Here is a 24,665-nt window from a genome sequence, read left to right on the forward strand (position 1 = left end):
AAAACACTCTAAACTGGTCTAGTTAAAAAGCTAAAACTGGTTGTTTATTACTGACCAAAGTAGCGTACCTTTGTTATTCATAAATAGCAAAATATGGGGCTTATCATGTTTACAAAACACATTCATCAAACCAATAAGCTGGCTTTAGAGCCACTGACACAAAACCACCTAGAGGGGCTATATCAAGCAGGCCAAGATCCACAAATATGGCGTTGGGTTTTAATGAATTACACCCAAACCCGTGCAACTCTCGATGATTGGTTTATCAATACAGCGCAGTTTAATGCCGAACAACAAATAGTCTACGCCATAGTTGATAAAGTAAGTAAGCAGGTGCTTGGTACTACACGTTTATTTAGGTTAGATAAACAAAATTACAGCGCCGAGATTGGCCACACATTTATTGCTAAAAAGTGGCAACGTAGTTTTGTAAATACCCACGCTAAATACTTGCTACTGCAATATGCGTTCGAAGAATTAGGCTTAGTGCGTATTGCTTTTAATACCCATGAACAAAACCAAAAATCGCGTAATGCTATAGCACGCCTTGGCGCGCGCTTTGAAGGCATTAGTTATAAAGACAGGTTACTTGCTGATGGCTCATACCGAAACACCGCTCAGTTCAGTATTATAGACGAGCAATGGCCGACAATAAAATCTCAGTTAGAAGGAAAACTATAATGTACCCAGCGGCCCATTTTCAACAACATGATAGCAAGCAATTACAACAGTTAGTAAATAGCTATCCACTGGCGACCATTTTAATGCCTAATACACAAAACCAACTCAATGATATATGCCGCGTGCCATTATTATATGACCCAGCTCGCGAGGTTTTTATCGGCCATGTGGCCAAATATAATCCCCTGTCATCATTTGATGGTCAATCAGTGAAGCTATTGTTTAGTGGCGATGATTGCTATTTATCGCCCGCTTACGCACACAATAAAACCCTACCTAGTTGGCTTTATTCGAGTGTTTATGTGACAGCTAAAGTGCGTATTGTTAAAGACCAACAGCACAAAGAACAGATCATGCAACGACTAACCGATCACTTTGAGCAACACTTTACTGAGCATGCTACAGATAAATGGCAAATTAATGAGGTACCCGTACAGCATCGCCATGTAATGTACCAACAATTAAGCTTTATTGAATTTATTCCTAGTCACTGGTGTGGCAATTTTAAACTTAGTCAAAACAAGCCTGCTGAAATACGTGCAGCCATAAAACAAAGCTTAATGTTAGCGGGGAAACTCAGTATTGCTGAGTTAATCAATTAGCGGTGCTATAAAAATGAAAAAAGGCTCCTCGGAGATCTTAGAGCCTTTGGTTAACTTTGAAATAAACTCGGTTTAGTAATTAGTTAAAAGCAAACAGATGCGGGGCAATATTTTGGTAATCAACTGCCATGGCGATACTCAGTGCAGTGATATTCACAATTGAAAACGCAAATACTTGGCGTGCCCAACCACTAATATCAATATTACGACGATAACCTCGCAGCGCCATTAATAACCACCAAAAACTAGTAGTGCAAGCAACAGCTAAAAAAGCCATACCGGTATAACCGCCAATGGTTAATAACATTACCACTAACGCATATACCGCGATATACAACACAATATGATGTTTAGCTTTATCAATACCTTGCGCTACCGGTAATACCGGAATACGCGCAGCTTGGTAGTCTTTATAGCGAAAAATAGCAATCGCATAAGAGTGCGGCATTTGCCACAAACTAAACATTACTAATAAGATCAACGCGCCAACATCAAACTGTGCTGAAACAGCGCAGTACCCTACCACTGGTGGTACTGCTCCTGATAAACTACCGATAAACGTGCCATACACTGAGCGACGCTTCATATATAAGCTGTAAACACCCACGTATATGACATAACCAAACACAGCAAAAAATACCGCAATCCAGTTAGTAAAAACCATTAGTAAAGCAAAGCCTAGTAAGCCAAGTACTGTGCCATGCAGCAAAGCCGTGGTTGCAGACATTTCACCGGTAACGGTTACCCGTGTTCGCGTGCGCGTCATGCGAATATCAATATCACGGTCGATCACATTATTGATCACGCAACCTGAGGCTACCACCAGCGATAAGCCAACTAATGTAGCAAGCATTAGCCAGCCATCAATATCACCACGCGAGGCGAGTAAAAACCCACCCGCAACCGAGATCAAATTACCCATGATAATACCGGGCTTAGTGACCTTTAAATAACGACGAAACATCTGCAGTTCCCCTATTCTTTGCTTTACGAAAACGTACTAGCTGGGGCTAGTACATCATCATGGCGTTCGATTCGTAGATGATCCATACAGACAGGCCAACCACCATGACGATGATCAGCGCACTGAAGATGAACGATAACGAACTGGCTTTACCGTCTTCGGTGGTAAAGTTCAGGTGCAAGAAGTATTTTAAATGCACCCAAATTTGCACAATGGCCATTACGACAACACAGGCAAATGTGGTTGGTTTTGACAATGTACCGCTCATCACCGCCCAAAATGGAATGGCCGTTAGAATGATTGATAAAACAAAACCTATTAAATAGTCTTTAACACTGCCATGTGAAGCATCACTATGGCTTTGTGTATGTAGCTCATTAAATACATGTGATTCACTGTGGCTCATTACATCACTCCCATTAAGTAAACAACGGTAAATACGCAGATCCATACCACATCTAAAAAGTGCCAAAACAAACTTAAGCAACTTAAACGTGTAACGGTTGCTGGGTTTAAACCACGACGTGATACTTCGATCATCATCGTCGCCATCCAAATTAGACCAGCGGTTACGTGCATACCGTGTAAGCCTACTAAAGAGAAGAACGAGGTTAAAAATGCGCTGCGCTGCGGGCCATTACCATGGGCAATTAAATGATGAAATTCATAAATTTCCATACCAATAAACACAGCACCAAAAGCAAAAGTAATTGCCAGCCACGTTAATGTAGCGGCCTTCTTTTGCGCATGAGCTGAGATCATCGCAAAACCAAAAGTGATACTACTTAGTAGCAATGCAGCAGTTTCAACCGCTACAAAGTCCAGTTCAAAAATATCTTTGCCAGATACGCCACCCGCTGTATTCATATAAAGCACAGCGTAGGTTGCAAAAAATGAGGCAAACAATAAGCAGTCGGTCATTAAGTAAAGCCAAAAACCAAATACCGTATCGCCACCAGTATCATGATGCTCGTGAGCATGGGCATCATGATTGATGATATTTATATCTGCAGAGGTAGCACTCATGCGCTGAACTCCTTACCTTGGTTAAATGTTGTTGCACTTTTATTATGTGCACTTTCAATTTCAAGAATTTCTTCTGGTTGCACGTAGTAATCAACATCACTGGTGTAACAGCGCTTAAAAAATACCGTGATGCCAGCAATAACACCGACAATTGCCAACCACCAAATATGCCAAATCATGGCAAAACAGAATGTGGTAAAACACGCACTCATCATCACCCCTGCCGAAGTATTTTTTGGCATATGAATAGGCGCATAGCTTGCTTGTTGTTGATACGCTTGGCCTTTTTCTTTCATATCAGTCCAAGTATCAATGTCATGCACATGTGGGATAGTAGCAAAGTTGTAATACTGTGGTGGTGACGATGTTGACCACTCAAGCGTGTGACCATTCCACGGATCGCCGGTTGTATCTTTTAATGCTTCGCGATTTTTAAAGCTCACAATAAGCTGTACAACTTGGAACAAAATACCAAACATAATGATCACCGCACCGACAAAGGCAATGTACAACCAGATATTCCAATCTGGGTTATTGGTGTGGTTTAAGCGACGTGTCATACCTAAGAAACCAAGTACGTATAGCGGCATAAATGCAACAAAGAAACCAATTAACCAACACCAGAAAGACGCCTTCCCCCAACCTTCATGCAGTTTAAAGCCCATTGCTTTAGGGAACCAAAATGCAAAACCTGCCAAGTATCCAAATACCGCACCACCAATGATGGTGTTATGAAAATGTGCAATCAGGAATAGGCTGTTGTGTAATACATAATCAGCACCTGGGATTGCTAGTAGTACCCCTGTCATCCCGCCGATGGTAAAGGTCACCATAAAGCCAAGTGTCCAAAGTACAGGAACTGTGATGCGTAAACGACCACGATAAATAGTAAATAACCAGTTAAACAGTTTCACTCCGGTGGGCACCGCAATGACCATGGTCATTACGCCAAAGAAAGCATTAACATTAGCACTGGACCCCATAGTGAAGAAATGGTGTAACCAAACAATAAAACCTAAGATAGAAATTGCACCGCTGGCATAAACCATAGATTTATAACCAAATAAACGTTTTCCAGTAAAAGTGGAAATAATTTCAGAGAAAATACCAAACGCAGGTAAAATCAAAATATACACTTCAGGATGACCCCAAGCCCAGAACAGGTTGATGTACATCATGGCGTTACCGCCAGCTTCATTAGTAAAGAAGTGGAAATCTAAATAACGGTCTAGCGTTAACATAGTCAACACAGCTGTTAAGATTGGGAATGACGCAGCAATTAAGATATTTGCCCATGTACATGTCCAGGTAAAAATTGGCATTTGCATTAAACGCATACCAGGGGCACGCATTTTAAACACTGTTACTAAAAAGTTTACTGCCGTTAATAGTGTACCAATACCTGATATTTGCAGTGCCCAAATATAATAATCGACCCCGACTCCAGGGCTAAAAGACATCTCCGATAGCGGCGGATAAGCCACCCAACCAGTTTTTGCAAATTCACCACAGAACAATGAAATATTAATTAATATTGCACCACCGGCAGTAAGCCAAAAACTTAAATTATTTAAAAACGGAAATGCTACATCGCGCGCACCAATTTGCAGTGGCAATACAATGTTCATTAAACCAATCATAAATGGCATCGCCATAAAGATGATCATGATCACCCCATGCGCGGTGAAGATTTGGTCATAATGCTCTGGCGGCAAATAACCCGTTGCGCCTCCTGTAGCAAGCGCCAATTGTGCCCGCATCATAATGGCATCTGAGAAACCACGAAACAGCATGATCAAGGCAAGGATAATGTACATCACGCCTAAGCGTTTATGATCGATTGAGGTGATCCAGTCGTGCCATAACACCCCCCATTTTTTATATTTTGTGACTAAAGCTGCAATCAATGCCCCTGCAATCACTACTACCGCCATTGTCACCATCAAAATAGGTTCATGGAACGGAATGGCATCTAACGATAATTTTCCAAATAACGACATAATTATTCCTCGCCCTCGCTGTGCATTGTGTGATTTTCATGACCGCTGTGCTCAGGCATTGCACTGTGCATCTTGTTCATATCACCATGTGCTTGCATATATTTCATAATGATGGTGTGGAACAAGCCATCATCAACATCAGCAAAATAAGTCACCGGGTTGTTTTCACTCGGTAATGCCAGTGCATCATAATTCGCTTTAGTGAGCGTATTAGCTTGGCTTTTCACCTTGTTTACCCACGTATCAAAGTCAGCTTGCGTTGGCGTAGCTATGGCATTAAATTTCATACCAGTAAAACCTGCGCCGCTGTAGTTAGCAGAAAAGCCTTTAAACGTACCCGGTTCATTAGCAATTAAATGCAACTTAGTTTCCATGCCCGCCATCGAGTAGATTTGACTACCTAGTTGTGGGATGAAAAATGAGTTCATGGTACTTTCTGAGGTGATTTTATATTCCACTGGTACATTGGCTGGAAATACCAATTCATTAACCGTAGCAATACCTTGCTCAGGATAAATAAACAGCCATTTCCAATTCAGTGATACCACTTCAACTGTTAAGTGTTTGCCTTTACCTTCAAGCGGTTTATAAGGGTCAAGCTGTTGCGTTGATTGCCAAGTAATGACACCCAGTACAATTACTATCACAATAGGAATGGCCCAGACTGCGGCTTCAATTTTTCCTGAGTGTGCCCATTTTGGCGCATAAATTTGCTGCTCTTGGCCATCACGATATTTCCACGCAAAGTACAAGGTCATCACAATCACAGGAATAACCACAATTAACATCAGCACAGTGGCAATGATGATCAGATTTTTTTCATCTATCCCAACTTGCCCTTTTGGATCAAGCACCCCGCCTTTACAGCCAGTCAGTGCGAGCACAGTTGTGCCCAGAGCAATATTACAGAGGTTTCGAATTAACAAAGGACTATCCTACAACCTAAAATTTGATATGTGCTGCCCCTACAACTCTAAATAAAAGCGTAAAAACAACGGTTTGAATATTCCTCAGGTAACTTTTTAGCGCCATAAAAAATACTAAGCATCAAAAAAGCAATAAAGGAATTTGAGGGTGTTGGTTGAATCGCAGGAACACTGCGGCTAAGCGTTATTACAGCGGACAGAATCAGCAGATTAGTTAAAAAGCCAAACTATCTATAACGAGTAGCGTTCAACCATTAACAAGAGGTGGAGCACGACAACCATGAGCGCTGTGTACTACTAAAGATGTTTTTGTTTGACGAAAAGCAAAGGCTGCTTTGCGTAAAATAACCCCAGCACGACGCGCTGGGAAAAAGTGAAAAATCAACCAACATAAACCAATGAGTAACTGGCACGACACAACTGGATATGCCAAAAAGCCCAATACATTAATTAAAGATGACTCATATACAGCCCCTTCAGTTAATAAGCTTTTTAGCTCTGTCGCATCTTCAATACTACCATTTACCAGCATGGCTGAATTAATTAATAAAATAACTAATACAGAAAATAGCTCTCGTCCGGCAAAAAGTGCACGCGCACGCAACTGCCATCTACTAAGCGTAGAGTGCGTTTTTGCTGGCGGACAATTTTGCGAATTCAAACGTATATGGCCTTATTGGTTATATATTACGAAGTAAAGCGACTGGCTTTACGCTATTTTCCACTTCGTTGTTATGATCTTCATCAATAAAGTTTCAGTAATTACTGAAATTTCGAGAGGATTATAACAAAGTCAACACAAGCTACAAGTATAAAACAACATAGCGGGCTAACTTTTTATTAATATGTTGAATTGCAGCTATAAAAAAAGCGCCATACTGGCGCTTTAAAAATAACTTAAATGATAATTGGCGGCTTTTAGAAAATAAAAAGCAACTCAAGCTAAGTTATCCCCTAACTTGAGTCGTCTTTTTGACAACATCTTCACACACAATTATAAAGATTCGTTTAATAGCGTTTACCGCTATTGAATTTAGTATTGGCTGCTTCGCCATCTAACTGCGTGTCGGTTAAAATAAAAAGCAACTCAAGCCAAGTTATCCCCTAACTTGAGTCGTCTTTTTGACAACATCTTCACACACAATTATAAAGATTCGTTTAATAGCGTATTCGCTATTGAATTTGGTATTGGCTGCTTCGCCATCTAACTGCATGTCGGTTAAAATAAAAAGCAACTCAAGCCAAGTTATCCCCTAACTTGAGTCGTCTTTTTGACAACATCTTCACACACAATTATAAAGATTCGGTTCTAATATTTTTCAATACGTATTGTAGATTCACTGATGAACAATAAGTTCATTTAATCGCGTGGCAGTAAATAAAAGCAGTTCAAGCTCAGGTTAACTAAACTTGAACTGTCTTTTTGACAACATCTTCACACACAATTATAAAGATTCAGTTTTAGCGTTGTTCAATAAACACTGTAATTCAGTGACAAACTTTCAGTTCGTCCAATCATGTGGCAGTAAAATAAAAACAGTTCAAGCCCAGTTTGTACTAAACTTGAACCGCCTTTGACAACATCTTCACACACAATTATAAAGATTCTTTGTAAGCGGCTTGTTCATTTCGCTTCCTTGAAACTAAATTTAGTGTAATAGCTCAAAGCTTACAACTGATAAAAATAAATCTGATAGATGAAAAAAATTAACTCATAGACTTTAGTCTAAATTTTAACCCTAAAATCAACTTAAATGTTCACAAAAAACTTTATCAAAAGATATTATTTTATAATAAACAATCAATTGAAAACAAAGCCCGCTAAGCATCACAGTTATGAGAAATGATTTCACTTAAAGTGAAGATAATTTTGGACCGATCCAGTTTAATATTATATTCTCAAAAAATTGCAAAATAAGAATAACAGGATATTAATATGATTCGCAAAACCATACTAGTTGGCTTACTTAGTTACTCATTTAGCTTAACTGCCGCACCAATCGCAATGCACCAAATTAAAGGATTAAACAAAGCAGCGATTACACACGCTGATCTTGCTCCTTTACTAGATACGTTAGCTGCTCACCCCAGCATAGAGCGAAAAAATTTAGGTCAATCATTCTTAGGTAAATCAATTGATGTATTTTATATTGGCTCGGGGCCAATCAAAGTTATGATGTGGAGCCAAATGCATGGTGATGAAAATACGGCAAGTGCCGCATTAACGGATTTTTTAAGCTATGCAATCGAAACAAAAAATAATGCATGGCGAGAAAATTGGCAAAACAAACTATCACTGATGATCATTCCTATGGTCAATCCCGATGGCGCACAGCTGCAAACCCGTTTTAATGCGCAAGGAATAGATTTAAACCACGATGCTAAAGCGTGGAGCTAAAGCACACTTTTTACTACGCAACGATAAACACATCGAATACGCCGTATTAGGTAGTCAACTTATAAAACTTTAAATTTAAGTACGTTAGCCCTGTTCTCAGGGCTTGTTATTTTTTGCGATCTTTTTTGGCTGTATTTTTACGTAGATAATAACGATACCAACCTAGCCAAGCCAACCCTAAACTTGCCAACGAGGCGATGATCCATAGTACTTTAAGGCTTAGCCCACCTACACTGCCATTATGCAGTGGATGTAGCCAGTTTTTGATTTGGTTACTTGTTCCTTGCTGCCTAAGATCGAAGACCTTCACTACCTCACCTGAGCGCGGATTAATATCAATATAACTGTTTGGAAAACGTGTCGATTTATCATCACTTACCTGCATGCGCAGTCGATAATAGCCTTGGTTTACGCTGGGAGTTTCTATCCATGCAAGTCGCGCTTTAGGCAGTTGTGTTTGTGCTATTTTCACAGCCTGAGTAACACTAATTTGCGGGTTTGAAAAAGTTAACTGTGGTGCTGGTCTTGCAGCACTTTCGACTTTACCCAGTGCCCAGCCAAGCAAGCCATTGGTCTCTTTGGGCAAGGCTAGCATCGCACCGGTACTAGTAAGAATAAGCAAGGGTAACAACACCACTAAACCGATTGTTTTATGCCAATCGTACATGCGTCCTAATAAAGCAGCGCGGCGCTTAAAACGCAATTGCCTCAACCAAAAACCTGACTTAGGCCACCACGCAACTAAACCTGTGAGTAATAAGAGCGCGCTGCCAATTCCAAGGTAACCGACAATAATTGTCCCTGTACTGCCAAGTAGTAAAGTAAAGTGCAAGTTATACAGCCAAGTTACTAGGTAATCGCCCCAAAATGACTGTCTGAGCAAGGTGCTGCCATCAGCTGACAACCACACCATCATAGGTGCAAAATCCTGCCCTTGAGTCTCTTGAGGGTTATAATAGCGCGCCGGAATGAATTGTTGTTCAGGGGTTACTTCAAACCGCCACGGTCCCAGCTTATCTGGATACTGCATGCGTAATGTTTTTAATGCAGTGTTGTAATCACACGGTTGCTGCGCTGCATTTGCTAATTCCGGATGCAACCAGGTATCTATTTGCGGATAATAAACAAGTGCAGCTCCTGACAAGCAAAGGATCACAAAAAACATGCCAAGGCTTAACCCCAACCATAGATGAAGTCGCCTTGCCAACTTGCGCCACGCGAGTAACTGCTTACCCATTAATACTTAAACTTAATTGCAACAGATATAGCACGACCTTGTGCTGGGCTATGCAGAGTTTACGAGTCATCCCACTATACATATTCATAATACTCATCAGTTAAATTATCAACTTGCGTGCTTAACATCAGTGCCGAATTAACGTCATAAGTTGCTTTAAGCCTAAGTAGTGAAAAGTCACCATATCGTCCTTGGCTATTACTTAGTGCTAATTCGTAATCAGAAAGCGCACGCAGTGTCGCAGCCAAATTTAATTGCGTTGTTAATTAAGTTGTTAATTGATAATCAATGCCTGCAGTGAATAAACGATTAGGAATACATCATATTATACAGTCCATACGAGCTTCACTGGGTGTGACATATTGTCGCAGTGGTCGATTACTTGCCACATTTTAGCCGTAAGTGGGCATTAAAAAAGCGCCTGTTATTAAAGAGGCGCTTTTTAATGTATATTTGCTAGCTATCACGAGCTTATAATATTTGGTTTTCTTTCCAAACTTGCTCTTTTGCCATACGCTTTTTGCGTTTGTCGCATGGGTCATCACAATCACAGGCTTTATCAATGCCTACAGAGCCTAAACCACCACAGCTGCTGGCCATAGATTTCTTTTGCACTATCATGCCCACAGCCATCGCTGCGACAATTAAAAGCAGTAAACCAAACGTAAGAAGAAAAAGTGACATTGCTTAGCCCCTATTGATCAGCAATAAAATAATGCTTGATGATAATCACCAAGCTGTTGCTATTATAAACTGATTTAAACCGCGCTACAAATAGGGTTTAAATGCAGGGCTCGAATAAGTCACTAAGCCATCTTTTGATTTGCCGATCAGATAAACCGGTAAATCATTTTTTTCAGCATAGGCTTTGGCTTTATCCATCCCCATCACAGTCAGTGCTGTTGCAAGGCCGTCAGCTGTCATCGCTGATGGATGCAATACAGTAACCGATACTAGATCATGGCGACTTGGCATACCGGTTGCCGGATCAATTAAATGGCTATAGGTAATACCATCCATCTCATAGTAAATGCGATAATCACCCGATGTCGCAATGCCGTTATTACCCGGCGCTAATACACGGTGCACTTTACGCACACCAGGCTCAGCATCCGGTTGCTCAATAGCGATACGCCAATCTTGATCATTCGGTTTTTTACCTGATACACGTAACTCACCACCAATCTCAACCATATAATCAGTTAAGTCATGGCTTTCTAATAATTCAGCTACTTTATCTATCCCATAACCCTTTGCAGTAGAAGAAAATGATAATTCTAACCCCGCTACTGTTTTCGCCAGGCCTTGCTCAGTCAGTATTAGTTTATCAACCCCAATTTGTGCAACCATGGCTGCGAGTTCTTCATCTGTTGGACGTTTTGTTGGTTTTTTATCAGGACCAAAACCCCATAAATCAATCAGTGGTCCCATGGTCACATCAAGAGTCTTAGTAGACTCACCTAAGCGGATGGACTCGCTTACAACTGCTCTAAAATCACGGCTAATAGGCATAACTTGACCTGTGGGAAGACGATTAAAAGTGTTGATTTCAGAATCATCAATATAAGTCGACATTGATTGATTTATATCTTTGAGCAACAGAGTTACTTCTGGTAATAAATTTAATGAATCCAGCTTTTGTTGCTTGGCGAAGACCTTAATATGGTAAGTAGTACCCATAGTTTTACCTTCAAGGTATAACTCTTGGGGCTCATCATTTTGGCCACAGCCACTAATGAGTAAAGTGAGGGTAAGAAAAAAGATGGCAATCATGCCTTGTCGGTGAAAAACTCTATTCATAGCAGCCTACTTAAGTAATGGAAATAAAAAAGCCCCGTAACATATATTGCTACGAGGCTGATATTCTAACCAAAACTAAACTGTTTTGATACGGGTGTTAGCCACCGAAATCATCTAGTAAGATATTTTCGTCTTCAACACCTAAGTCTTTCAACATAGTGATAACAGCGGCGTTCATCATTGGAGGACCACACATGTAGAACTCACAATCTTCTGGCGCTTCGTGATCTTTAAGATAGTTCTCAAATAACACGTTATGGATAAAGCCAGTATAGCCTTCCCAGTTATCTTCTGGTTGTGGATCTGAAAGCGCGGTATGCCATACGAAGTTATCATTTTCAGCCGCTAGGCCGTCAAAATCTTCAACATAGAACATTTCACGCTTAGAACGTGCACCATACCAGAAACTCATCTTACGCTTAGAGTTCAAACGCTTAAGTTGGTCAAAGATGTGTGAACGCATAGGTGCCATACCAGCACCACCACCTACAAATACCATTTCAGCATCAGTATCTTTTGCAAAGAACTCACCAAATGGACCAGAGATAGTTACTTTATCACCTTCTTTAAGTGACCAAATGTACGATGACATTTTACCACAAGGTAAGCTTAAATCTCTTGGCGGCGGCGCAGCGATACGCACGTTAAGCATGATGATGCCTTCTTCTTCTGGGTAGTTAGCCATTGAGTAAGCACGAATTGTTTCTTCGTCTACTTTTGACTCCAGCTTGAAGAAACCAAAATGGTTCCAATCGCCACGATACTCTTCTGGTACATCGAAATCAGCATATTTAACGTGATGCGCAGGGGCTTCAATCTGAATATAACCACCGGCACGAAACGGTACTGACTCGCCATCAGGGATCTGTAGTTTAAGCTCTTTAATGAAAGTTGCTTTGTTATCGTTAGAAATAACTTCACAATCCCATTTTTTAACACCGAAAATTGACTCTTCAAGTTCAATTTCCATGTCGTTTTTAACATTTACCTGACACGCTAAACGACAGCCTTCACGGGCTTCACCTTTAGAGATGTGATCAAGTTCAGTTGGTAAGATATCGCCGCCACCAGAATGAATGTGTACACGACACTGACCACAAGAGCCACCGCCACCACATGCAGATGATACGAAAATACCTGACTCAGATAACGCGCCTAAAAGCTTGGTACCTGCAGATGTTGTAATGGCTTTGTCTGGATCGCCATTTACACCAATGATGATGTCACCGCTTGCAACTAGCTGAGATTTAGCACCAATGATGACTAAAACTAGCAGTACAACGATAGCGATGAAAACACCAACGCCTAAGAAAATCTCATAACTCATGATTTATCCTCGCTACCTATTAAAGTGAAATGCCAGAGAATGACATAAAGCCAAGACCCATCAAGCCAACAGTGATAAAGGTAATACCTAAACCACGTAAGCCGTCTGGCACGTCTGAATATTTCATTTTCTCACGGATACCAGCAAGCAAAGTAATTGCTAGCGCCCAACCCACACCAGAACCGATACCATAAACCACTGATTCAGTGAAGTTATAGTTACGTTCAACCATGAAAGATACCGCACCAAAGATTGCACAGTTAACTGTGATCAATGGTAGGAAGATACCTAACGCGTTATAAAGTGCTGGGAAGAACTTATCTAATGCCATTTCAAGAATTTGTACAAGTGCCGCAATAACACCGATAAACGTCAAGAAACGTAAAAAGCTAAGATCCGCGTCAGGATAACCAAGCCACTCAAGTGCACCAGGTGCAAGAACCGCATGATAAACCAAGTTGTTAACTGGTACTGAGATACCCAGTACCACGATAACTGCCACACCTAGACCGATAGACGTTGTAACTTTCTTTGATACTGCAAGGAAAGTACACATACCTAGGAAGAAGGCCAAAGCTAAGTTTTCAATGAAAACTGCTTTTACGAATAAACTAATATAATGTTCCACAGTCTGCCCCTTACCCTTTCGCTTCTACTTGGTCTTTCTTATAAGTACGAAGTACCCAAATGAATAAACCAATGATGAAGAATGCACTAGGCGGTAAAATCAATAGACCCATAGGTTGATACCAACCACCATCTTGTACAAGAGGGATGATTTCAACACCAAATAATGACCCTTTACCAAATAGTTCACGAATAAAGCCAACAGTCAGTAACACTACTGAGTAACCTAAGCCATTACCGATACCATCAAGGAACGACATTACTGGCGGCGACTTCATTGCGTATGCTTCTGCACGACCCATTACGATACAGTTAGTAATGATTAGACCAACGAATACAGACAACTCTTTCGCCGTAGCATAAGAGAAGGCTTGTAATACTTGGTCAACAACGATTACCAATGATGCAATAATGGTCATTTGCACGATAATACGTACAGATGACGGGATCTGGTTACGAATAATTGAGATAAAGAAGCTTGAGAACGCTGTTACCAAGGTCAATGCGATTGACATGATTAAAGCATTTTTTAAGCTCGACGTTACCGCAAGCGCAGAACAAATACCAAGTACTTGTAATGCGATTGGGTTGTTTGCCAGTACCGGACCAAATAGGACCGACTTCATTTCTTTAGTATCAGCCATTATTTCAACGCTCCTTCACGTACTCTCGCAAGGAAAGGACCAAAGCCGTTTTCGCCAGTCCAAAAGTCAACTGTGTGATCAACACCATTTGAAGTTAAAGTTGCACCAGATAAACCATCAATTTGATGATCATTTTTAGCGCCGCTTTTTACTACATCAATAGGTAGCTCTTTGCCACCCCATTTAGCAGTCCATTGTGGATTTTGAATTTCCCCACCTAGACCTGGTGTTTCACCGTGCTTATAAAAGTTAATATCTTTAATTGTCTCGCCATCGCTTTCAAGCGCTAAGAAACCATACATAATACCCCAAAGGCCATAACCTTGGATTGGTAAAATGATAGCATCTGTAGAACCGTCTGCTTTTTTCGAGATATATGCAGGAGACTCATGAGTCATACGCTGAATACCAGCGATATCCTTAATGCCCTCTGCTTTTAATGCAAAGCTAATTTTTTGATCAAACTTGCTTTTTTCAAAATCGAAAGCGTCGATTTTAGCCTGAACTGCTTCGCCAGTTTGAGACTCACCTGTTTCCATATTAACTAGGCGAGTTTCGATCTTAGCTTTAAAAGTTTCTGATACAGAACCAGACACATCAATGCCCGCAGCTGCCAAGATATTTTTTTGAATATCTTGCGTTTTGTTAGCTTGCTGTAAAGGGCGAAGCTGAACTGAAGCAAACGATACGATGATTGCACACACTAAACATAGTGCTACAACAACGCTTAGCGTTTTGCCGATTGATTCGTTATTACTAGACATTACGTGCCAACCTCCGCTTGATATTAGCTTGCACTACGAAGTGATCGAACAATGGTGCGAATAAGTTAGCAAATAAGATTGCTAGCATCATACCCTCAGGGAATGCAGGGTTAATTACACGGATCATTACTACCATCACACCAATTAGTGCGCCATATGCGAACTTTGCTTTGTCAGTAAATGCTGCAGACACAGGGTCTGTCGCCATAAAGAACATACCAAAAGCAAAACCACCAAGTACAAAGTGCCAATGCCAAGGCATTGCAAATACTGGGTTAGTATCAGAACCAACAGCGTTTAATAAGAATGCTGTTGCCACCATACCCAAGAACACACCTAGCACGATGCGCCATGAAGCAATACGTACGTAAATGAGGAATAAGCCACCAACTAGCAATGCAAGTGTAGATGTCTCACCTACTGAACCTTGAATGAAACCATAAAACGCATCCCACCAAAGAGCCATGTTGCTGTAATCAAGTGAACCAACAAACGCTTGACCTAGCATAGTTGCACCAGAGAATGAATCTACTGCTGTCCATACTGTGTCACCTGAAATTTGTGCAGGGTATGCGAAGAATAAAAACGCACGACCCGCTAATGCAGGGTTTAAGAAGTTACGACCAGTACCACCAAAGATTTCTTTAGCGATTACTACACCGAATGTAATACCTAGTGCAACTTGCCATAAAGGAATGGTTGCAGGTAGGATAAGCGCGAATAACACAGACGTTACGAAGAAACCTTCGTTAATTTCATGCTTACGCACTGAAGCAAATATAACTTCCCAGAAACCACCTACAGCAAATGTAACTGCGTAAATAGGTAGGAAGAAACATGCGCCATAAAACATTTTAGCGCCCCAGCCGGATTCAGCAGTTAATTCACCACCAAATATCTGGAACAGGCCAACTTGCCAAGAATTTGCTAGTTCAAAACCTTGTGCTAATGCACCAGCGGCCTGATGACCGATATTGAACATACCAAAAAACATTGCAGGGAACGTCGCCATCCACACTAAAATCATCATGCGTTTTAGGTCGATGTTATCACGAACGTGTGTCGCGCCTTTATTTACGTGACCAGGGGTATAAAAAATAGTTGCAGCTGCTTCATACAGCGCATAAAACTTTTCATGTTTACCACCGGCTTCAAAATGCGGCTCGATATCTTCTAGAAATTTCTTTAAACCCATCTCTCTAGCCTTCCTTCTCGATCGTAGTCAAGCAATCGCGTAGGATTGAACCATACTCGTATTTGCCTGGACAAACGAAGGTACATAACGCTAAATCTTCTTCATCAAGTTCAAGCGCCCCTAATGAAATTGCACTATCCAAATCACGGGCAATTAAGTCACGTAATAAAGGCGTTGGCAAAATATCTAAAGGCATAACACGCTCATAGCTACCAAGTGGTACCATGGCACGTTTTGAACCACCTGTTGACGTTGTCATTTTAAATAAACGACTCGGTGTTAGGTGTGATAAGAAAGTACGTGTTACAGAGAATTTATCTGTGCCTGGAGCAATCCAACCAAACAACTCTTTTTCGCGACCTTCAAGTAATACCGATACTTGAATGTGGTAACGACCTAAGAATGCTTGAGGACCTTGTGAAGTAGCGCCCGCTAAAACAGAGCCAGAGATAACACGGTTATCGCCGTCTTCTAATTCGCCTGCAACTAAATCATCTAAAGCAGCACCCAGTTGAGTTTTCACTAAACGTGGGTTTTTAACACGCGGACCAGCAAGAGAAATCACACGGTCTGTGCTAATTTCACCAGTTAGGAATAAGTGACCAAAGGCAATAACGTCTTGGTAACCGATATGCCAAACTTGCTTGCTTACCGATACTGGATCTAAGTGATGGATATGTGTGCCAACAAGGCCAGCCGGATGTACGCCACCAAACTCATGTACTTCTACTTGAGGAATTGATGAGCTAGGTACTTGGCTACCTGCTTGTTTACAAACAAATACCTTACCATCGGTCAGACGTGATACTACAGCTAAACCTGCTTCAAATGCTTGTACATTTTCAGCAATAATCACTGCAGGATCTGCAGCAAGAGGGTTAGTGTCGATAGCCGTCACAAAGATCGAGCTAGGATTTGCATCCACAGCTGCTACTTTGCTGAATGGACGAGCACGTAATGCTGTCCATTGACCTGACTGGATCAGTACTTCTTTGGCTTTTTCACGATCGAGACTCGAAAGTTGCTCAGTCGAGAAAGCGTCAAAGGTGATTTGCTCACTGCCGTTTATTTCAATAACGACAGATTGCAGCACACGTTTTGCACCACGATTAATTTCTTTTACTGTACCAGCAGCTGGAGCAGTAAATAATACACCTGGGTTCTTTTTGTCTTCAAAAAGTACCTGGCCTTTTTTAACTTGGTCATCCACACGAACATGCATGGTTGGACGCATACCAATAAACTCTTCACCTAGCACAGCTACACGTTTGACGGTAGAACCATCATGAATAACTTGCTGAGGCGCGCCCTCTATGGGTAAGTCCAGACCTTTTTTTATGTTGATCATACGCACTTGCACTACATTAACGGAAAGAAACTGAAAAATCGTACCGACCACGTCGCTTTTCTTGATAACCCTAAGCCAAATTCAAGATAACGAAGAACCGCCTGTTTAAATTACAAAACAAGCAACGCAGTAAAATTCCTCACATATATTGCCCGAATTTTAACATCAATCAGGGTCACTATGCGAGTGTAATTATGAAATTTATACGACAGGAGCAGTTATTTAACCTATTAGCCGCATTTGAATAAAATTCAATATAGACCAAAGTGCTATTGCTTGCGAGGTGGGATGGAAATTAATCCGCTAAATAACGATAAAGTAAAATTTATCAATAAAAAAAGTCGCCATAGCGACTTTTCAAATAAACATGGCTGAATTAATCAATCATGTTAGCTATAGCGGCAACTGGATCGACATCTTGTTCATAATCAACAGCATCAATACCAAACCCAAATAAACGTAAAAACTCATTGTGGTAACCCACGTAATCAGTTAATTCGTCTATTGTTTCTGTGGTTACGCTGTCCCACACAGTTTGAATACGCGCTTGTACATCATCTTCCAGCTCTTTGTAGTTTTGGAATAAATGACCGCCGTCATCAAAGCGTGGTGAGTCTCCATAAAGGTTCTCAGTAAATAACGCGTGAATTTGCTCGATCGTGCCTTCATAGGTCCCATCCGCTTTCATTACTTTAAATAGCGCTGAAATATAAAGCGGCATAATAGGAATTGCAGAACTTGCTTGGGTGACCACTGCATTTAATGATGATACATAAGCTTCACCGTTTAATGCTTTAGTTGATTCTTTGATTGCTACGGTTGCGCGATCTAAATCTTCTTTCGCTTTACCAATAGTCGCGTGACCGTAAATTGGCCATGTTAGTTCTTTACCGATATAAGTATAAGCACTGGTTTTAAAGTTATCAGCTAGTACATCAGCCTCTTTTAATGCATCAATCCACATTTCCCAGTCTTCGCCGCCCATCACCTTAATAGTGTTATCAATATCATCTTGGTTTGCAGCTTCTACAGTAATAGCATCAATTTCACGTTTTGAGGTGTTTAAGTTTTTAGTCGTAACTGAGTTACCAATTGGCTTAAGCGTTGATGAGTAAACTTCGCCGGTATTTGGATCAGTTCGACGCGGCGATGCAAGGCTGTATATAACTAGGTCTACTTTGCCTAAATCCGCTTTAATTGTATCAATCGCTTTTTGTTTGATTTCGTTAGAGAACGCATCGCCATTAATATTTTTTGACCATAAACCTTCAGCGTCTGCGGCCGCTTGAAATGCAGCAGTATTATACCAACCTGCAGAACCGGTTTTACGCTCAGTACCTTCTTTTTCGAAGAAAATACCTAAAGTTTTAGCACCGCCACCAAATGCAGCAGTAATACGAGATGCAAGGCCATAGCCAGTTGAAGCACCAATAACTAATACATTTTTAGGGGCTTTTTTTAATGCGCCTTGTTGTTTTACATAGTTAATTTGTTCTTGTACGTGCTCTGCACAACCTACTGGGTGGGCGTTAGTACAAATGAAACCGCGAATTTTAGGCTTAATGACCATTGATCATCCTATATTTATCTCAATAAAAATTAGCGCTAGTTTAAAGGCTAATTGTAAAAATACAGGTCTGATGAGTTTTGTGTACTCTCAGACCTTGCCGCTAATCTAATTTAGAGCCACCTAAACAAGTCGGTGAGTCAGCAACCTGACCACTTTGCTCTGTAAATTCATCAGGAGTAAAAGTATGGATAGCCAATGCATGAATATGATTCGCTAACTCATCTTTTAGCACTTCATTAATTTGACGATGGCGTTGCAATAAACGTTTACCGCTAAACTCTTCACTTACTACAATTACTTTAAAGTGTGAATCGCTACCACGACTATGCATATGGCTTTCGTTCACCACATTAAGGTGCTTACACGCAATCGCATCAGCTAACTTGCTTTCAATCTGTTGTTGCATTGACATAAAACACTCATATTTTACTGGTTATTTATGTGCTTACTATATCAAGGCCACTACTATAAAGGCCAACAAATATTCATTTTTGAAAAATTGTTCGAAAAGTTAAGTTGATTCGAGGGTGTGCCAAACGTGTTTGTTTAGGAAGCGCATGTAGATATTGTTGCTGGCTAAGTCCATTCATAACCAAGCAACTCCCGCTGTGTAACGTAAGCGAAGTGACTTCCTTGGTTACTTTATGTTTTATTTTAAATACTCGTTCAGCCCCTAATGAAATCGATACAATAATAGGCTCATGGCCAAGTTCTGCTTCATCATCGGCGTGCCAGCCCATGCAATCATTCCCATCACGGTATAAGTTAACTAATAAGGCATTAAATCCAACATCAAATTGTTTATTTAATCGTAGTCGCATGGCATCTAATACATCAGGCCATGGTTCAACATTTAATGTCGAACCAGAATAACCGTAACGTACACCAGCATCAGCAATAAAACATTGCATACGTGGAATGGGGTTCGTTTTCCCAAACACGGTCGTTTTTGGTTGCTGCCAAGTCAGTGAGTCGCGTAAATAGTAGAATAAATCGAGACTTTTTTGCGCACTTAACGCTTTTGCTTGGTAGTAAAAGCCATTTGGTAACATATGGGGGTTGGCCTTTTGCCGTTGCATGTTAGAATTTACCTATCATTTGATTACTGATCACTAACTATTATGACCACGCAAGCACAGTTCGGCGATAAAACATTTACTCTTGAACGTTTTCCTTTGGATCAAAAAAACCGTAGCTTACAAGCTTGGGATTCAGCAGACGAGTACCTAATTGACTATGTTACTGAACATTATCCTGATTGTCGCTCTTTGCTGATTTTAAATGATAGTTTTGGAGCCTTGTCTTGTTATTTTAGTAAACAACAATTAACGGTTTGTTCAGTAAACGATTCTTATATTAGCCACCAAGCGGCGGCTTACAACTTAGCAGAAAATAAAATACCAACCACCGCATTTAGCCAGCTAGATAGCTTATCGGCTTTGCCTGAACACGTTGATTTAGTTATTTTAAAAGTGCCACGCACATTGGGCTTCTTGCAATATCAATTATCTGAGCTCAGCGAAGTACTCGCACCTGGCACTCCGGTTATTGGCGCAGCAAAAACCAAAGATGTACATAATTCAACAATTAAAGCTTTCGAGCAATTTATTGGTGAAACTAAAACTAGTTTAGCAGTGAAAAAATCTCGCCTAATTATTAGCCAAGCGGAAGGTGGTTATAAAGCTGCTGATTTTCCTGTTAATTGGCCTCTTGAAGGCACTGATTTTACCATTAGTAATCACGCCAATGTGTTCTCGCGGGATTCTCTGGACATTGGTGCACGGTTCTTTTTTGACTTTTTACCACAAACCAATAAAGCAAAAAGTATTATTGATCTAGGTTGCGGTAATGGTGTGGTGGGTTTGATGACACTCGCACGCTGCCCTAACGCTGAAGTTACCTTTGTGGACGAATCATATATGGCGGTTGAATCAGCACGATTAACTGTAGAGCTCAATATGGAAGATAAGTTTGAGCAATGCCGCTTTATTGAAAATGATTGCTTAACGGGCTTTGAACGTGAAAGTGTCGATGTAGTGTTATGTAATCCGCCTTTTCACCAAGCACAAGCCGTGACAGATCACATTGCATGGCAAATGTTTAAACAAGCCAAAGACACATTAAAAAATGGCGGAGAATTACGTATTATTGGTAACCGCCACCTGGACTACCATGACAAACTAAAACGTATGTTTGGCAATTGTGAATTACTTGGTTCAAATAAAAAGTTTGTAGTATTAAGTGCCACTAAAAATAATGGAATGCTATAGCTATGATGAAATATGTTTTACCTTGTTGTGCTTTATTATCACTGTCGGCTTGCAGTAGTCAGCCTAATCAATTGATCTTAAATCCGCTCTATCAAGGTGGCAAATTAAGCTCAATTAATCAAAGTTTAAGTACCAGTGTTATTGATCTTAGAGGTGACCCAGCAACATTAAAATTAATAACCTCAGACAAAACCCAAACAATTGCCAGCCAAGGCCTTACTGAATCAATTAAAAGTGCCCTTGATAGCGCTCTTAGCCGAAACGGTGCAAGCATTTCAAATCTTGCGACTACTCGTTTTGAAGTTGATATTCATACACTGCAAGCCGTAGTTACTGAAAAAATGATGTCGCATACCAGCAATGCAAAGATTGAATTAGGTGTGCGTGTTATTCGCAGCGATAGTAACTTCAGTAAAATTTACCGTGGTAATGCAAGCCTTGAAGGACCACTAGGTCACGATAGAGCAAAAATTGAAGGACAACTCAATAAGTTGACTGAGCAGTTAATTACCCGCATGGTATCAGACCCTGAATTACTCGCATTTTTAGAAGGTTAACCATGAAACGTCTATTTTTATTATTTATATTAGTGCAACTTAGCCAAACCGCAATGGCAGCGACCGAAGGACGCTTTGTGCAAAAAAACAATATGTTCCCACGAGTTGAAATAACTACCACAATGGGGAAAATCATAGTCGAGATGGATCGCTCAAAAGCCCCTATCACCGTCAATAATTTTTTAACTTATGTGATGGATGGCAGCTATAAAGGCACCGTATTTCATCGTGTTGAACGTGATGTAGAAAACGACCGAGACTTTGTCATTCAAGGCGGTGGCTACGATAAAGAATATGACGGGGTTTATGAAGGCGAACCTATCTTTAATGAAAGCGGTAACGGTTCAAAAAACGATATGTACAGTATCGCCATGGCCTATCAAGATCGTCAACCTCATTCTGGTACTCGTCAGTTTTTCTTTAACATGGACAATAACGACCACCTAAACCCAGGTAAAGACTGGGGCTTTGCCGTGTTCGGTATGGTAATGGAAGGCTACGAAACGCTTGATAAAATCATGCAAGTTGAAACGGGATTTAATGAAAAAATTGGTTATGACTTTGTACCAAAAACCCCGGTTGTTATTTTAAATATAACTGTATTAGAGCCAACCCCACTATAACAATAAAAATAGCGGCCAAACCGCTATTGCCAATGAAGGCGTTATGACTAAAAGCTTGTCGGTATCAGAATATTTTTCGTACTTTAAAGATAAACGACTTATAAATGTGTTTATTTTTGGTATGAGCAGCGGTTTTCCTTGGGTCCTCATAGGCTCCGTGATGTCTGCGTGGCTAAAAGATGAAGGCCTCAGTCGCAGCATGATTGGCTTATTTGGCATTGTATTTGGTGCTTACAGCATTAATTTTTTATGGTCACCCTTAGTCGATAGAATAAAACTGCCGTTGCTATATAACTGGCTAGGCCAGCGCCGTAGTTGGATACTATTTTGCCAATGCTTTATTTTGCTAGGAGTTATTTTACTGGCAGGATTAGATATCACCGCGCATTTAGCCATCGCAGCTGCGTTGTGCTTATTAATTGCTATCGCCTCAGCGACTCAAGATATTGCTATTGATGCTTTTCGTATCGATACCCTCAGTGAAAACGAAAGCCATAAGGCAACCGCAGCAGCAGCAATGGCTACTTCTGGTTGGTGGAGCGGTTATGCTCTGCTAGGTGCTATCCCGTTTTATATGGCAGATATGCCAGGTATTGACTGGCCACAAGTGTATTACTTTTTAGCTATTGTGATGTTATTACTTATGAGTTGTGTATTTTGGGCAAAAGAACCTGAATCTAACCGCGAAGTTGTACATGCAGAACTAGAACGTATTTATCGGCAAAAACTGGCGCTTGGTAAGCAAACACAATTAACTAAAGTTGCGGCATGGTTGGCTGTTACTGTACTTGATCCTTTTAAAACATTCTTCGCGCGTAATGGCGTGAAGACTGCACTTGCGCTGCTCGCTTTTATCTTTTTATTTAAAATTGGTGAAGCATTTCTGGCCCGTATGTCGATTGTGTTTTATAAAGAAGTCGGCTTTTCAAATACTCAAATAGCAAACTATTCAAAGCTCGGCACGGGGCTTATCACCATTGTGTTCGCATTTTTAGGCAGTATTTTTAATCACAAGTACGGCATCGTTAAAGGTTTGTTTATTAGCGGTGTGGCAATGGCTGCTTCTAACTTAATGTTTTCTTGGATCGCTCTCGCAGGCCCGCAAGAACACTTATACGCAATGGCAATTGTCGTCGATGGCTTTACTCAAGCATGGTCATTAGTTGCTATGGTAGCATTTATATCTATGCTATGTGATCGCGCTTTTAGCGCAACACATTATGCTTTATTAGCGTCATTGGGAAATTTAGGACGAACCTTACTTTCAAGTTATAGCGGTGTGGTGATTGATGATTGGTTAGGTGGAAATTGGTCGTTATTTTTTATTTTGACTGCCCTGATGGTAATACCATCACTCATATTCTTATATCTTATTCGGCATAAATTGTATGAATTAGAAAATAGTTATCACGGTAGGAATTAATAAGGGAAAGAAATCATTTCACATCAATGAGAGCGCTTCCCTGCGCTTACAAAAAGAAACTAAATATTAGTCTTCTTTTAATAAGCCTAAACCTTCATATGGGTCGACTTCTAATGCATCACAATAACGTAAAAATTCAATTACGTCTAAACGGCGCTCTTGGTTTTCAATTTTGCCAATAAATGAATGTGGTGTACCAAGTACTTGAGCAAGGCTTCGCATTGTGTGACCTTTCTCGTGACGCTTAGTTTTAAGCCACTTGGTTAGTTTTGAGTTTTCTTCAGAAGAAACTGTTTTACCCATCATAAAAAACATCTCCTACTAGATGATTTAAAGTTAATTAATTAAGAGTGAAATTTGCCCGTCTCACTCTTGGATACATTATATACTATTCAGACTCATGTGAAATAACTAATTTCAGCTGAGTCCCCATTTAAGGAATCAGCTATTATAGATGAGCAGCTTTATTGTTAAAGTCACAACAAAACGCGCGTTCTATAATTAGTTCCTTTTTAATGTAACAAATAATTAATTTAAATAAACCTTTTTTATGATTAATTATTTTTGACTTATAAATTAAATAGTTACATTATTAACTGTCCCTTTATTGTTAGGAGCAAGCGTTTATGTTCAGATTATTGTTTTTACTACCCATTATCCTCTGCTTAGTTTGGTATTTTTTT

At 40.4% G+C, this 24,665-nt stretch carries 27 protein-coding genes; 7 read left to right on the forward strand and 20 right to left on the reverse strand.

Annotation, left to right across the window (positions count from 1 at the left end; all coding sequences use genetic code 11):
• Nucleotides 1-105 precede the first annotated feature (105 nt).
• Both H5183_RS08870 and H5183_RS08875 read left to right on the forward strand, forming a co-directional pair.
• Nucleotides 106-681 (forward strand): GNAT family N-acetyltransferase, encoded by a 576-nt coding sequence (locus H5183_RS08870; RefSeq protein WP_182731481.1) that lies wholly within the window; start codon nucleotides 106-108, stop codon nucleotides 679-681.
• The gene (locus tag H5183_RS08875; protein WP_182731482.1) at nucleotides 681-1,283 is read left to right on the forward strand and encodes an FMN-binding negative transcriptional regulator; all 603 of its coding nucleotides are present in this window, start codon (nucleotides 681-683) and stop codon (nucleotides 1,281-1,283) included. Before H5183_RS08870 ends, H5183_RS08875 begins: the two co-directional genes overlap by 1 nt.
• Nucleotides 1,284-1,362: 79 nt before the next feature.
• Here the strand turns inward: H5183_RS08875 and cyoE are convergent, their stop codons facing one another.
• The 6 genes from cyoE to H5183_RS08905 all read right to left on the reverse strand — a co-directional run bounded on the left by cyoE (nucleotide 1,363) and on the right by H5183_RS08905 (nucleotide 6,860).
• Nucleotides 1,363-2,247 carry a heme o synthase gene (cyoE, locus tag H5183_RS08880; protein ID WP_182731483.1) on the reverse strand — a complete coding sequence of 295 codons (885 nt, stop codon included), beginning with the start codon at nucleotides 2,245-2,247 and terminating at the stop codon, nucleotides 1,363-1,365.
• A gap of 46 nt (nucleotides 2,248-2,293) precedes the next feature.
• The gene (gene cyoD / locus H5183_RS08885) at nucleotides 2,294-2,653 is read right to left on the reverse strand and encodes a cytochrome o ubiquinol oxidase subunit IV (RefSeq protein WP_145241350.1); all 360 of its coding nucleotides are present in this window, start codon (nucleotides 2,651-2,653) and stop codon (nucleotides 2,294-2,296) included.
• Nucleotides 2,653-3,273 carry a cytochrome o ubiquinol oxidase subunit III gene (gene cyoC / locus H5183_RS08890; protein ID WP_182731484.1) on the reverse strand — a complete coding sequence of 207 codons (621 nt, stop codon included), beginning with the start codon at nucleotides 3,271-3,273 and terminating at the stop codon, nucleotides 2,653-2,655. Before cyoC ends, cyoD begins: the two co-directional genes overlap by 1 nt.
• Nucleotides 3,270-5,273 carry a cytochrome o ubiquinol oxidase subunit I gene (gene cyoB, locus H5183_RS08895; protein ID WP_149982038.1) on the reverse strand — a complete coding sequence of 668 codons (2,004 nt, stop codon included), beginning with the start codon at nucleotides 5,271-5,273 and terminating at the stop codon, nucleotides 3,270-3,272. Before cyoB ends, cyoC begins: the two co-directional genes overlap by 4 nt.
• A gap of 2 nt (nucleotides 5,274-5,275) precedes the next feature.
• Nucleotides 5,276-6,199, reverse strand: a complete 924-nt coding sequence (cyoA, locus tag H5183_RS08900) for a ubiquinol oxidase subunit II (RefSeq protein ID WP_145241343.1) — start codon at nucleotides 6,197-6,199, stop codon at nucleotides 5,276-5,278.
• A 247-nt stretch (nucleotides 6,200-6,446) separates the two neighbouring features.
• Complete coding sequence (locus H5183_RS08905) at nucleotides 6,447-6,860, reverse strand: hypothetical protein (protein ID WP_145241341.1); 414 nt, start codon at nucleotides 6,858-6,860, stop codon at nucleotides 6,447-6,449.
• A 1,275-nt stretch (nucleotides 6,861-8,135) separates the two neighbouring features.
• Here H5183_RS08905 and H5183_RS08910 point away from each other — a divergent pair.
• The gene (locus tag H5183_RS08910; RefSeq protein ID WP_182731485.1) at nucleotides 8,136-8,597 is read left to right on the forward strand and encodes a M14 family zinc carboxypeptidase; all 462 of its coding nucleotides are present in this window, start codon (nucleotides 8,136-8,138) and stop codon (nucleotides 8,595-8,597) included.
• A gap of 106 nt (nucleotides 8,598-8,703) precedes the next feature.
• Here the strand turns inward: H5183_RS08910 and H5183_RS08915 are convergent, their stop codons facing one another.
• The 13 genes from H5183_RS08915 to H5183_RS08975 all read right to left on the reverse strand — a co-directional run bounded on the left by H5183_RS08915 (nucleotide 8,704) and on the right by H5183_RS08975 (nucleotide 20,188).
• Nucleotides 8,704-9,834, reverse strand: a complete 1,131-nt coding sequence (locus H5183_RS08915) for a PepSY domain-containing protein (RefSeq protein WP_182731486.1) — start codon at nucleotides 9,832-9,834, stop codon at nucleotides 8,704-8,706.
• Between the two features lie 74 nt (nucleotides 9,835-9,908).
• A complete protein-coding gene (locus H5183_RS08920; RefSeq protein WP_182731487.1) occupies nucleotides 9,909-10,082 on the reverse strand; it encodes a TonB-dependent receptor in 174 nt (57 codons plus the stop codon).
• A gap of 223 nt (nucleotides 10,083-10,305) precedes the next feature.
• The gene (gene nqrM, locus H5183_RS08925; RefSeq protein ID WP_149982042.1) at nucleotides 10,306-10,518 is read right to left on the reverse strand and encodes a (Na+)-NQR maturation NqrM; all 213 of its coding nucleotides are present in this window, start codon (nucleotides 10,516-10,518) and stop codon (nucleotides 10,306-10,308) included.
• 84 nt (nucleotides 10,519-10,602) lie between these two features.
• Nucleotides 10,603-11,634 carry an FAD:protein FMN transferase gene (locus H5183_RS08930; RefSeq protein ID WP_182731488.1) on the reverse strand — a complete coding sequence of 344 codons (1,032 nt, stop codon included), beginning with the start codon at nucleotides 11,632-11,634 and terminating at the stop codon, nucleotides 10,603-10,605.
• Nucleotides 11,635-11,731: 97 nt separating this feature from the next.
• The gene (nqrF, locus tag H5183_RS08935; RefSeq protein WP_145241329.1) at nucleotides 11,732-12,961 is read right to left on the reverse strand and encodes an NADH:ubiquinone reductase (Na(+)-transporting) subunit F; all 1,230 of its coding nucleotides are present in this window, start codon (nucleotides 12,959-12,961) and stop codon (nucleotides 11,732-11,734) included.
• A 19-nt stretch (nucleotides 12,962-12,980) separates the two neighbouring features.
• Entirely contained in the window at nucleotides 12,981-13,589 is a 609-nt protein-coding gene (gene nqrE, locus H5183_RS08940) for an NADH:ubiquinone reductase (Na(+)-transporting) subunit E (RefSeq protein ID WP_145241327.1), read from the reverse strand.
• A 10-nt stretch (nucleotides 13,590-13,599) separates the two neighbouring features.
• Entirely contained in the window at nucleotides 13,600-14,232 is a 633-nt protein-coding gene (locus H5183_RS08945; protein WP_145241325.1) for an NADH:ubiquinone reductase (Na(+)-transporting) subunit D, read from the reverse strand.
• Nucleotides 14,232-14,996, reverse strand: coding sequence for a Na(+)-translocating NADH-quinone reductase subunit C (locus tag H5183_RS08950; RefSeq protein WP_145241323.1), 765 nt, complete (start codon nucleotides 14,994-14,996; stop codon nucleotides 14,232-14,234). The genes H5183_RS08945 and H5183_RS08950 overlap by 1 nt, the downstream gene beginning before the upstream one ends.
• Nucleotides 14,989-16,191: an NADH:ubiquinone reductase (Na(+)-transporting) subunit B gene (locus H5183_RS08955; RefSeq protein WP_145241321.1), complete on the reverse strand. Its 1,203-nt coding sequence runs from the start codon at nucleotides 16,189-16,191 to the stop codon at nucleotides 14,989-14,991. The genes H5183_RS08950 and H5183_RS08955 overlap by 8 nt, the downstream gene beginning before the upstream one ends.
• A 4-nt stretch (nucleotides 16,192-16,195) precedes the next feature.
• Entirely contained in the window at nucleotides 16,196-17,539 is a 1,344-nt protein-coding gene (locus H5183_RS08960; protein WP_145241319.1) for a Na(+)-translocating NADH-quinone reductase subunit A, read from the reverse strand.
• Between the two features lie 376 nt (nucleotides 17,540-17,915).
• Nucleotides 17,916-19,109 carry an enoyl-ACP reductase FabV gene (gene fabV, locus H5183_RS08965; protein WP_182731489.1) on the reverse strand — a complete coding sequence of 398 codons (1,194 nt, stop codon included), beginning with the start codon at nucleotides 19,107-19,109 and terminating at the stop codon, nucleotides 17,916-17,918.
• A 100-nt stretch (nucleotides 19,110-19,209) separates the two neighbouring features.
• Nucleotides 19,210-19,521 (reverse strand): BolA family transcriptional regulator, encoded by a 312-nt coding sequence (locus H5183_RS08970; protein ID WP_145241315.1) that lies wholly within the window; start codon nucleotides 19,519-19,521, stop codon nucleotides 19,210-19,212.
• Between the two features lie 73 nt (nucleotides 19,522-19,594).
• Complete coding sequence (locus H5183_RS08975) at nucleotides 19,595-20,188, reverse strand: alpha-ketoglutarate-dependent dioxygenase AlkB (RefSeq protein WP_182719114.1); 594 nt, start codon at nucleotides 20,186-20,188, stop codon at nucleotides 19,595-19,597.
• A 42-nt stretch (nucleotides 20,189-20,230) separates the two neighbouring features.
• Here H5183_RS08975 and H5183_RS08980 point away from each other — a divergent pair, with 42 nt between their 5' ends.
• From H5183_RS08980 to H5183_RS08995, 4 genes are read left to right on the forward strand one after another with little or no spacing between them, the layout of a single operon-like run.
• The gene (locus H5183_RS08980; RefSeq protein ID WP_145241311.1) at nucleotides 20,231-21,379 is read left to right on the forward strand and encodes a methyltransferase; all 1,149 of its coding nucleotides are present in this window, start codon (nucleotides 20,231-20,233) and stop codon (nucleotides 21,377-21,379) included.
• Between the two features lie 2 nt (nucleotides 21,380-21,381).
• Complete coding sequence (locus H5183_RS08985; protein WP_182731490.1) at nucleotides 21,382-21,936, forward strand: YajG family lipoprotein; 555 nt, start codon at nucleotides 21,382-21,384, stop codon at nucleotides 21,934-21,936.
• A gap of 2 nt (nucleotides 21,937-21,938) precedes the next feature.
• The gene (locus tag H5183_RS08990; RefSeq protein ID WP_145241308.1) at nucleotides 21,939-22,559 is read left to right on the forward strand and encodes a peptidylprolyl isomerase; all 621 of its coding nucleotides are present in this window, start codon (nucleotides 21,939-21,941) and stop codon (nucleotides 22,557-22,559) included.
• A gap of 43 nt (nucleotides 22,560-22,602) precedes the next feature.
• A complete protein-coding gene (locus tag H5183_RS08995; RefSeq protein WP_182731491.1) occupies nucleotides 22,603-23,982 on the forward strand; it encodes an AmpG family muropeptide MFS transporter in 1,380 nt (459 codons plus the stop codon).
• Nucleotides 23,983-24,048: 66 nt separating this feature from the next.
• Here H5183_RS08995 and H5183_RS09000 read toward each other — a convergent pair whose 3' ends face one another.
• Nucleotides 24,049-24,288, reverse strand: a complete 240-nt coding sequence (locus tag H5183_RS09000; RefSeq protein ID WP_016708680.1) for a helix-turn-helix domain-containing protein — start codon at nucleotides 24,286-24,288, stop codon at nucleotides 24,049-24,051.
• Nucleotides 24,289-24,665 lie beyond the last annotated feature (377 nt).

The organism is Pseudoalteromonas sp. SR44-8, from assembly GCF_014163635.1.
Classification (GTDB): Bacteria; Pseudomonadota; Gammaproteobacteria; order Enterobacterales; family Alteromonadaceae; genus Pseudoalteromonas; species Pseudoalteromonas rhizosphaerae.

What these genes read in the sequence shown, in the direction of transcription:
- H5183_RS08945 (WP_145241325.1), bottom strand. Translation starts at nt 14,232, where the DNA reads ATGGCTGATACTAAAGAAATGAAGTCGGTCCTATTTGGTCCGGTACTG.
- fabV (WP_182731489.1), bottom strand. Translation starts at nt 19,109, where the DNA reads ATGGTCATTAAGCCTAAAATTCGCGGTTTCATTTGTACTAACGCCCAC.
- H5183_RS08915 (WP_182731486.1), bottom strand. Translation starts at nt 9,834, where the DNA reads ATGGGTAAGCAGTTACTCGCGTGGCGCAAGTTGGCAAGGCGACTTCAT.
- H5183_RS08870 (WP_182731481.1), top strand. Translation starts at nt 106, where the DNA reads ATGTTTACAAAACACATTCATCAAACCAATAAGCTGGCTTTAGAGCCA.
- H5183_RS08930 (WP_182731488.1), bottom strand. Translation starts at nt 11,634, where the DNA reads ATGAATAGAGTTTTTCACCGACAAGGCATGATTGCCATCTTTTTTCTT.
- H5183_RS08970 (WP_145241315.1), bottom strand. Translation starts at nt 19,521, where the DNA reads ATGTCAATGCAACAACAGATTGAAAGCAAGTTAGCTGATGCGATTGCG.
- cyoC (WP_182731484.1), bottom strand. Translation starts at nt 3,273, where the DNA reads ATGAGTGCTACCTCTGCAGATATAAATATCATCAATCATGATGCCCAT.
- cyoB (WP_149982038.1), bottom strand. Translation starts at nt 5,273, where the DNA reads ATGTCGTTATTTGGAAAATTATCGTTAGATGCCATTCCGTTCCATGAA.
- nqrF (WP_145241329.1), bottom strand. Translation starts at nt 12,961, where the DNA reads ATGAGTTATGAGATTTTCTTAGGCGTTGGTGTTTTCATCGCTATCGTT.
- H5183_RS08955 (WP_145241321.1), bottom strand. Translation starts at nt 16,191, where the DNA reads ATGGGTTTAAAGAAATTTCTAGAAGATATCGAGCCGCATTTTGAAGCC.
- cyoE (WP_182731483.1), bottom strand. Translation starts at nt 2,247, where the DNA reads ATGTTTCGTCGTTATTTAAAGGTCACTAAGCCCGGTATTATCATGGGT.
- H5183_RS08910 (WP_182731485.1), top strand. Translation starts at nt 8,136, where the DNA reads ATGATTCGCAAAACCATACTAGTTGGCTTACTTAGTTACTCATTTAGC.
- H5183_RS08950 (WP_145241323.1), bottom strand. Translation starts at nt 14,996, where the DNA reads ATGTCTAGTAATAACGAATCAATCGGCAAAACGCTAAGCGTTGTTGTA.
- H5183_RS08975 (WP_182719114.1), bottom strand. Translation starts at nt 20,188, where the DNA reads ATGCAACGGCAAAAGGCCAACCCCCATATGTTACCAAATGGCTTTTAC.
- H5183_RS08985 (WP_182731490.1), top strand. Translation starts at nt 21,382, where the DNA reads ATGATGAAATATGTTTTACCTTGTTGTGCTTTATTATCACTGTCGGCT.
- cyoD (WP_145241350.1), bottom strand. Translation starts at nt 2,653, where the DNA reads ATGAGCCACAGTGAATCACATGTATTTAATGAGCTACATACACAAAGC.
- H5183_RS08980 (WP_145241311.1), top strand. Translation starts at nt 20,231, where the DNA reads ATGACCACGCAAGCACAGTTCGGCGATAAAACATTTACTCTTGAACGT.
- H5183_RS08875 (WP_182731482.1), top strand. Translation starts at nt 681, where the DNA reads ATGTACCCAGCGGCCCATTTTCAACAACATGATAGCAAGCAATTACAA.
- nqrM (WP_149982042.1), bottom strand. Translation starts at nt 10,518, where the DNA reads ATGTCACTTTTTCTTCTTACGTTTGGTTTACTGCTTTTAATTGTCGCA.
- H5183_RS08960 (WP_145241319.1), bottom strand. Translation starts at nt 17,539, where the DNA reads ATGATCAACATAAAAAAAGGTCTGGACTTACCCATAGAGGGCGCGCCT.
- H5183_RS08995 (WP_182731491.1), top strand. Translation starts at nt 22,603, where the DNA reads ATGACTAAAAGCTTGTCGGTATCAGAATATTTTTCGTACTTTAAAGAT.
- H5183_RS08990 (WP_145241308.1), top strand. Translation starts at nt 21,939, where the DNA reads ATGAAACGTCTATTTTTATTATTTATATTAGTGCAACTTAGCCAAACC.
- H5183_RS09000 (WP_016708680.1), bottom strand. Translation starts at nt 24,288, where the DNA reads ATGATGGGTAAAACAGTTTCTTCTGAAGAAAACTCAAAACTAACCAAG.